Annotated in this window: 10 protein-coding genes; 2 read left to right on the top strand and 8 right to left on the bottom strand. The window is 40.8% G+C overall.

The features are described from left to right. Both EWV84_RS01235 and EWV84_RS01230 read left to right on the top strand, forming a co-directional pair. Nucleotides 1-109, top strand: a 109-nt coding sequence (locus EWV84_RS01235; protein ID WP_287075890.1) for a bluetail domain-containing putative surface protein, incomplete at its 5' end; no start/stop codon positions are given. A gap of 65 nt (nt 110-174) precedes the next feature. Then, nucleotides 175-513 (top strand): XisI protein, encoded by a 339-nt coding sequence (locus EWV84_RS01230; protein WP_012268251.1) that lies wholly within the window; start codon nt 175-177, stop codon nt 511-513. Nucleotides 514-793: 280 nt separating this feature from the next. Here the strand turns inward: EWV84_RS01230 and EWV84_RS01225 are convergent, their stop codons facing one another. The 8 genes from EWV84_RS01225 to EWV84_RS01190 form a co-directional block, all read right to left on the bottom strand. Then, nucleotides 794-1,606 carry a BsaWI family type II restriction enzyme gene (locus EWV84_RS01225; protein WP_287075887.1) on the bottom strand — a complete coding sequence of 271 codons (813 nt, stop codon included), beginning with the start codon at nt 1,604-1,606 and terminating at the stop codon, nt 794-796. Between the two features lie 13 nt (nt 1,607-1,619). Then, complete coding sequence (dcm, locus tag EWV84_RS01220) at nt 1,620-2,636, bottom strand: DNA (cytosine-5-)-methyltransferase (protein ID WP_287075886.1); 1,017 nt, start codon at nt 2,634-2,636, stop codon at nt 1,620-1,622. A gap of 282 nt (nt 2,637-2,918) precedes the next feature. After that, entirely contained in the window at nt 2,919-4,004 is a 1,086-nt protein-coding gene (gene ald, locus EWV84_RS01215) for an alanine dehydrogenase (protein ID WP_286826013.1), read from the bottom strand. 282 nt (nt 4,005-4,286) lie between these two features. After that, nucleotides 4,287-4,589: a DUF3181 family protein gene (locus EWV84_RS01210; RefSeq protein ID WP_002761852.1), complete on the bottom strand. Its 303-nt coding sequence runs from the start codon at nt 4,587-4,589 to the stop codon at nt 4,287-4,289. Beyond that, nucleotides 4,582-4,836 carry a hypothetical protein gene (locus EWV84_RS01205; RefSeq protein ID WP_286826012.1) on the bottom strand — a complete coding sequence of 85 codons (255 nt, stop codon included), beginning with the start codon at nt 4,834-4,836 and terminating at the stop codon, nt 4,582-4,584. The genes EWV84_RS01210 and EWV84_RS01205 overlap by 8 nt, the downstream gene beginning before the upstream one ends. Before the next feature lie 108 nt (nt 4,837-4,944). Continuing rightward, nucleotides 4,945-6,813, bottom strand: coding sequence for a cation:proton antiporter (locus EWV84_RS01200; RefSeq protein WP_287075883.1), 1,869 nt, complete (start codon nt 6,811-6,813; stop codon nt 4,945-4,947). Between the two features lie 411 nt (nt 6,814-7,224). Then, nucleotides 7,225-7,440, bottom strand: a complete 216-nt coding sequence (locus EWV84_RS01195; protein ID WP_287075882.1) for a hypothetical protein — start codon at nt 7,438-7,440, stop codon at nt 7,225-7,227. A gap of 72 nt (nt 7,441-7,512) precedes the next feature. After that, nucleotides 7,513-7,812 (bottom strand): type II toxin-antitoxin system RelB/DinJ family antitoxin, encoded by a 300-nt coding sequence (locus EWV84_RS01190; protein ID WP_287075881.1) that lies wholly within the window; start codon nt 7,810-7,812, stop codon nt 7,513-7,515. Nucleotides 7,813-8,052 lie beyond the last annotated feature (240 nt).

Here is an 8,052-nt window from a genome sequence, read left to right as displayed (position 1 = left end):
CGGTACGCTTGGTTTCCAAAGTGCTAATGATTTGGTGATTAATCTCACCGGGTTAACGGGTACTTTACCGGCGCTCGGCACTATTGCGGTCAATAGTTTCTTTGTCTAAATTAATGGGGGGATTAATTCTCCCCTTTTAATTGTCTTTGATGATGAAAGTGCGGTAATCGTGCAATGGATACCCGATTAAAATATCAAGGTATTATTAAGACTGTTCTCCAGAATCATGCTAACTATCGTGCTACTTTACCTGATGGCTACACTTCTCAGGTTATATTTGATGATGAACGAGGACATTATCTAGTTTTAGATTTCGGTTGGAGTGGTAATAAGTATCTCCATGCAACACCAATTCACCTTAGCTTGGTTGTCGATAAAGTCTGGATTCAATGTGATGAAACGGAGGAAGGTATAGCTACTGATTTGATGGAGGCAGGTATTCCCAAAGAAGATATAGTACTCGGCTTTCGTTATCCTAAAGTACGCAAATATACAGGATTTGCTGTAGCTTAGTCACCAGAAATGTTGAATCTGTACATAAAACTTTATGCCCAAGCTGAAATTGCAAAAGTGTTTTAGACAAACTCAATTATAAACAAAGTAATGCAATGGAGAATTTAATTTAACTGGTCGTACTTTTAGCCCTGAAATATATGATAGCGATGATAGTTTAAAAAATCCAAATCTGGTGAAAAGCGATCGGGAACATTTAAAGTTTTACCGCGATAGTTGATAAAATTTAGTTCTAACGTCTCACTACCTTGATCCTGAGCCTTTTTTTATTTTAATCGATCTATTTGAAAAAATCTCTAACAAAGTCCAATAATTCTGATAGAGGACTAATAAAATCTTGCAATTCTTTATTAATGTTTTTGGCTAAAAATGCTTTATCAAAAAATTTTAACATTCCTCGTTGTTGAGGATTGTTAATTTCGTTATAAAAATTAACTGTAACAAAACAGATAAGAGGAATTTCTGGAACATTATAGTTAATGCCGTATTTTTCCTTAACTTTAGAGCCATGGTCATTAGCTATTTCTAGCAAAAGTTTCCATTTATAGGTTTGTGCCGCTCTTTCTCGCAAAGAAGTTTTTAACGATAAAATTATACATTTAGGATAGGGTATTTCTTGATTATTACCATCACTTATCTTTGAAGAATTATTATAAGAATAAATGATCAAATCACAATCTGGTTTTTGTTGTTCTCCATCACCCAATTTAATAGTCGATATATTTTCAAATCCTCGAACAGCAGATTTTTTATTAGTTATATAAATATCTTGATCAATATTCTTGATTTCCTTATTTTTGAGAAAAATATAGATAACCGCATAGGGAAATATGTTTCCTACCACAGCTTTGGCAGTTTGTTTTTCATCTTTAATCAATCCCTGAAGCTTTCTTTGTTTAATAATTTTTTCTACTTCCTCTTGCGAACCTTGAATAACTTCATAGAGATGATTGAAAGCATTTTGATATATCTCCACATCTTGAATTTCTAAAATAGCATCTATTTTCGAGATGACAGGTTGCATATAATAAGCTTTCTTGATTGTCTCGATCAATTTATTTTCCTGAGCATTAAAGCTATAGATATCAATCATAAAATCTTTAGGACTAAAAAACTAGGGCAAGTTCTAATTGTTTGATAATTGGATTTTTGCGAGATGAATCAAGCAAATTTTTCTGATCTAAAATAGGATTATTAAGACTTAGCAATATCTCCCTTCCTATTGCCTCTACTACAGGAGGTACAACCGCATTACCAAACTGTTTATAAGCTTGATTATCAGATACAGGAATAATGAATTTTTCAGGAAATCCCATCAATCTTGCACATTCTCTTGGTGTTAGACGACGGGGATTTTTTCCCTGTTGAGGGATCAAAATTTCGGAACCATCTTTATAATATCTAGCACTCAAAGTTCTGGCAATCCCCTCTAAATTAACCAATCCATAACCGAAACCATTCCCTTTTTCTTTATGTTTATCAGCATACTTCTGTAAGTAATCCCAGAGATGATCTGTTAAAGTATATTTACTATTAACTTCCCCTTCAAGAATATCTTTAATTTTAGGATGAATATCTGGTATTTCTGGAAACATAAATCGGCTAGGTTTCTCAAACCCAACAATAAAAATTCTTTTTCTGTTCTGGGGAACAAGAGAACGAGCATCTATGACCTGATAATAAATATGATAATTTAAATCCTCTGCTAGGGTATTTTTAATCACTTCAAATGTTTTACCCTTGTCATGACTCTGTAAATTTTTGACATTTTCCAAAATGAATGCTTTCGGTCTTTTTTCTCGAATAATTCTGACAACCTCGAAAAAAAGTGTTCCTTGAGTGGGATGATCAAATCCATGGCGAGTACCTAACGCATTGTGTTTAGTTACTCCAGCTATGCTAAAAGGCTGACAGGGAAACCCAGCCGTCAATATATCATGATCTGGTATTGTTAAAGCGGGAATTAAAGTAATATCTCCTTCGGGACTATCGTTAAAATTGGCTTCGTAGGTTTTTCGAGAAAATTTATTCCACTCCGATGAAAAAACACAGTGACAACCCAGATTTTCAAAAGCTATTCTAAAGCCCCCAATGCCAGCAAATAAATCAATAAATTTGAACATTTTATCTTAATATTTTTATAGGGATGATCTTCCTTGATTATAACCAACAAGATAGCTAAAGTACAAGTGAATTAACCACTGGAATCCTGTTTTAATTGTTAAGTGGGTGGGTGGAATTAAATATAAGATGAACGTAGGTTGGGTTGAAGCATGAAACCCAACGCCCGCATGGGTTACGAAGTGCGCTAACCCATCCTACAAATAATTGTGCCTCCCTACTTAAGAGAGATACGACTGATTTTCCTCGTAGCTCAAAAGAATTCAGTCGCACCTTTTTGACATTCAAATCAAATCGGGAAAAACTTCGCGCACTGCTGGATGAATTAACCGATGATTGGCGACATTTAACCCCTTAGCGAGGGAAACATCTTGGTCCAAGGCTTTTACCCCATGGTCGGCTAATTTAATAACGTAGGGTAGGGTACTATTATTTAAAGCTTGGGTTGCCGTCCAGGGTACTGCTCCAGGCATATTAGGCACCCCATAATGTACTACTCCCGACTCCAGGTAAGTCGGTTGACTGTGGGAAGTGGCCCGCAGGGTTTCCACGCAGCCCCCTTGGTCCACTGCCACATCGACAATTACGGAACCAGGGTTCATTTTGGCGACTAAAGAGCGAGAAACCAGAGTCGGCGCTCGTTTTCCTAAGACTAGCACTGCCCCAATCAATAAATCAGCCTTAGGAACCACATTTTCTAATTGTGCCGGGCTACTATAAAGCAATTCTACCCGGGAACCGAATAAAGTTTCTAAATAGGCCAAGCGCTCGACGTTAATATCTAAAATAGTTACTTTTGCCCCCATACCGACGGCAATTCTGGCCGCTTCTGTACCCACTACACCACCGCCAAGGATAACCACTTGTCCAGGACTCACCCCGGGGAAACCCCCCAGTAAAACTCCCCTACCTCCCTGTTGTTTTTCCAGATAGCGGGCCCCAAATTGTACCGAAAGACGACCAGCAATAACACTCATGGGAGTCAAGAGAGGCAAGCGACCATCGGCAAGCTCGACAGTTTCATAAGCGATCGCAGTTGTTCCCGACTCGATTAATGCTTCTGTTAAATAGCGCTCGGCCGCTAGGTGTAAATAGGTGAATAGGAGAGCTTCCTTATTTAAAAAGCCGTATTCTGCCTTAAGCGGCTCTTTTACCTTGACAACTAGCGGTTTATCCCAAACTTGTGCCGCTTTTCCCACAATTTTGGCCCCGGATTTTTGGTAATCCTCATCGCTGAATCCGGCACCTAATCCAGCGGCCGTTTCCACAAATACCCTGTGACCGCGATCATTGAGTACACGCACACTACTAGGACTTAAACCGACGCGAAACTCTTGATCTTTAATCTCTTTGGGAACACCTATTTCCATGGTTTGCTTCTGGGGGACTATTTCTAACTAGGGTATGCGGCAAAAAGTTTTTCGGTGGGGGTAGGGTGTAGGGTTTTAACCATTTTCAGGGGGTCAATTACCTAATTTTCAGGGAAAAGTCCCTGAATTTTCCCCCCGATCACTCCAAAGGCCGGTACTTTTGGATTTCAAAAAGGTCTAAAAGTCTTATCCAACAAAGTTTTTAGATTTATTCAGCAAACCCTAACTACTTTAGCCTGTTAGTCCTAGTCTGCGAGTTATCAGGCATAGTATTTGGCAATTTTAGCGACTTTTTTGGTATTCTTCGAGCAAATCGATTAAATCTATCTGACATTTGCTGGGTAACAAATCCGCTAGGGAAACTTGCAGATGACCACCTCCGAGGGTGACTTTTATCTCCCGCAGGATAGACATGACTGCATTCTCGCTTAAACTGTCGTTTTCGAGCAAAGGGAAGACTTTTTCGGCAACGACGCTGTGTAAATGTGCCTCCCGGAGATAGAGATGCCATTTAGCCACGTCAATATAGATATTGTCGCCGATTTGGGCCGCCAGATTTTCGATGTCCTGAGTTGTATTAGCCATGGGATGTTACCGAGTAGTTAGCGATCGCCGCTAGATAAATCAAATGTCCCACCAATAGGATAGCCCAAATTCCCGTGAACAGATTCAACCAAGTCCAATCGGAAAATTTAATGATATGAAAAAACCACAACCCTGAATTAATCGCTAAAAAAGCCGCCACATGAACGGCGAAATTCATGCGATCATCTAAACGTCGGAAAGCGGGATCGTTTTTGCGATCGGGTTGACGAGGCCAACGAGGAGGCATAAGCAGTTATTAGTTATCCATGATCAGTTATCAGTGTACCGTTTTTTTTAGCTAAGTTAAGTTGCCAGAGTGCCTATCCTCATCAAGAAGTTAATTTTGTCTTATTACTTATCTACTGGTGACAATTTCCACTTCGGGTAAGATTTCTAAAGATAAACGGGTTCTGACAGTGCCAGAAAGACGTTTAAGCAGTTGTGGGCGTAAATCGCGCATAATATAGATTAATTCGTCTCCGGTGCGCCATTCTTCCCTTTCTGTTACTACCTGTAGGGAATTATCGCGACGCAATAGTAGGGGCAGCAGTTCGCCATTTTCAATTAATTTAGTCAATCTGGTTTGTTGTTCGCTCAAATCATTGCCTTTAAAGATAGTTTTACCCAATTTAATCTGATTATCGTCTAAATACTGATTCCATTCCTTGACCGAAAAACTGGGGAGAAAAACCTGATTAACCTTATTTTGATCTGGGTTAGGGGTTCCCGCAAAGGCAGCCAACACCCGGGGAGGATGAAATTCCTCGCTGGCTCTTTGGGCTAAAACCAGATTAACCTCGCTATTATTAGTCAAAACCAGAAAAGTTCCCATGGATTCGATGCCTGCTTCTTGCAGTATTTTTGTATCAAGTCCGCTACTCTGCATCACCGTCAAACCGTCTTCTTTTGCTTGTTCACAGGCCCTGGCATCCGTATCGATTAAAACCACGTTTTCCCCTTGTTCTTGGAATAAACAGCCGATTAAGCGACCTAGGGGATTACAACCGACGATTACTGCTCCTGTTGCCGCAGAAGAAGTGATTTTTAGCCCTTTTGCCACCCAACGCGCCGTTAATCCCTGAATAAAAACGGTCATTAAAATTGTTAAAAAGACTAAAGCTTTGATCGCTTCACCGCCATTAATACCGGCACGGGTGAGTAAAATGGCAAATAAAGAAGCTACGGAGGCAGAAACGATTCCTCTAGGGGCAACCCAAGCGATAAATAGCTTATGTCGCCAATTTAGGTCACTTTTTAGGGTACACAAAGCCACACTCAGGGGACGCACCACCAGCATCAAGACTAACACCGTCAGGACGCTGCCCCAACCCAAAGCGATCACACTGGCGATCGAAAGATCCGCCGCTAGTAAAATAAACAGTACCGACACGCAAAGAGTGGTTAATTGACCCTTAAAACGCCTTAATAACCGCTCATCGGGAACGGCCGCCGCTTTTAGCACGATTCCCGCCATTACCACCGCCATTAACCCCGATTCACTGCGACTAAATTGCGATAAACCAAATAATCCCCAGACTCCCGCTAAAACCACGAGATTCTTTAACTCAAAAGTCAGAAAATTGCAAGTTTTTATAATAAAACTTAACAATCCGCCTCCAGCAATGCCGATCGCCGCCCCGATACCTAAACGCAGGGTTAAACCAGTGATAATTTCCATGGGGCGGGCATGACTATCAATAATCGTATTTAACACCACTACGGCTAAAATTGCGCCCACAGGGTCGATTAACACCCCTTCCCCTTCCAAAAGCGTCGCCACCCGTCGATCTACGGCTACTTGCTTCAGCAAAGGCCCGATCACCGTCGGACCGGTTACCACCACTAAAGAAGCGTAAAGAAAAGCGATCGGCCAGGGAAATTCCCCCAACCAGTGGGCTGCCATACCGCCACCCATAAGAGTGATGGAAGTACCGAGGGTGACAAGATTGCGTAAACTGCCAGAAACTCGCCCTAATTCGCGTCCGCTTAAGCTTAAACCGCCTTCAAATAGGATAATCGCCACAGAGAGGGCAACAAGGACTTCTAAGCCAATTCCCAGACTTTGGGGCTGTAAAATTTCCCAACCATCGGACCCTAAAGCAATCCCAAAAATGAGCAGGAAGACAATACTGGGAACTTTCAGGTATTCGGCGATGACTTGGGCTGTAATCCCCGCCACCACAGTGATGACAATTTGCAGGGTAAGGGCGAAAGATGGATCCATGTTTAGCGATCGGTTATCGGCTATCGGTTATCGAAGCGGGTTTATACTTGGGGTTTAATCATTCTAATTATAGTTTTGATTCCTGCCCCGGCCCGGTCAGGAGGAAATAAGCTAAGACGTATTTTAACCGTCCATCCTTAGATTAGCTAAATCTCCCCCAATCCCTTTACCGTTTCCTCTTGCAAGAGTGCCTGATCTCAACAAGCAATTTAAATGCTAGGAAATCTGTCCAGAATTTGAGCGATCTTTTCGTCGGACAGAATTCATCTTGTCTGCCTAAATAGAGCCAAATATCCTGCAAATCTTGCTCCGCTTGCCGTGCAATGGGAAAGCGATTAACTAAATTAATTCCTCTTGAAGTCGCTGTTTTGCAAGCATCTTAATAGTTTCTAACAAACTAGGCAATGAGGATTAGTCATATTCACTATAATCACCCTGCCTGAGTTGTTCCATTCCTAGCTCGATGTCACGTTTTAATACCTCCCGTTGGCGTTGAATTTCCTCAGAGGCTAGTGCTGGATGCTGAATTTTTTGTAGGAGAAGCTGTTGTTCTTCGTCAGTTAAGGAAAGGATAATTTGAGCAAGGGAATCAATTAGTTTAGTATTGATTGCAGCAGCTTGACTCATAAATAAACAAATGATTGGGAGTTAATTAATTATTTTAATCTAGTCTAGCATAAGTTGGCAATTCCCACCCTACTAGAAGACTATTTGAACAGATCCGAATGAGTCCTTGTTCCAATCCTCGAACATCTGCCCGACGCTACTATAACGCTTAAGACGCTCAGGATGTTTTTCTACTTCTTCAATGGCGGCGAGCGTTTCTGTATTAGGAATTTGAACATCAAAGGGAAAACCTTGATGAAAATCGACATCAGATAAGGCTGGATGCTGGATTTTTTGTACGAGAAGCTGTTGTTCTTCCTCAGTTAAGGAAAGGATAATTTGAGCAAGGGAATCAATTAGTTTAGTATTGATTGCAGCAGCAGCTTGACTCATGGTTAAACAAATGATTGGGAGTTAATTAATTATTTTAATCTAGTCTAGCGCGAGTTAGCAATCCCCAAGTATCACGAGAAATTCAGAAAACGGGTTTCTCAAAGAAACCCGTTTTCTCAGTTCATCGAAAATTTTGGGTCTGAAACCCCGTCGTTCTACGACGGCTTTACTGTTAAATATTAACACATTTACGAAATATATGCTAAAATGCTCCCCATGGAAAAAGCCTATTCGTTTCGA

The organism is Microcystis sp. M_QC_C_20170808_M3Col (assembly GCF_007095505.1).
Taxonomy (GTDB): Bacteria; Cyanobacteriota; Cyanobacteriia; order Cyanobacteriales; family Microcystaceae; genus Microcystis.
This window is presented reverse-complemented; position numbering and strand designations above follow the sequence as displayed.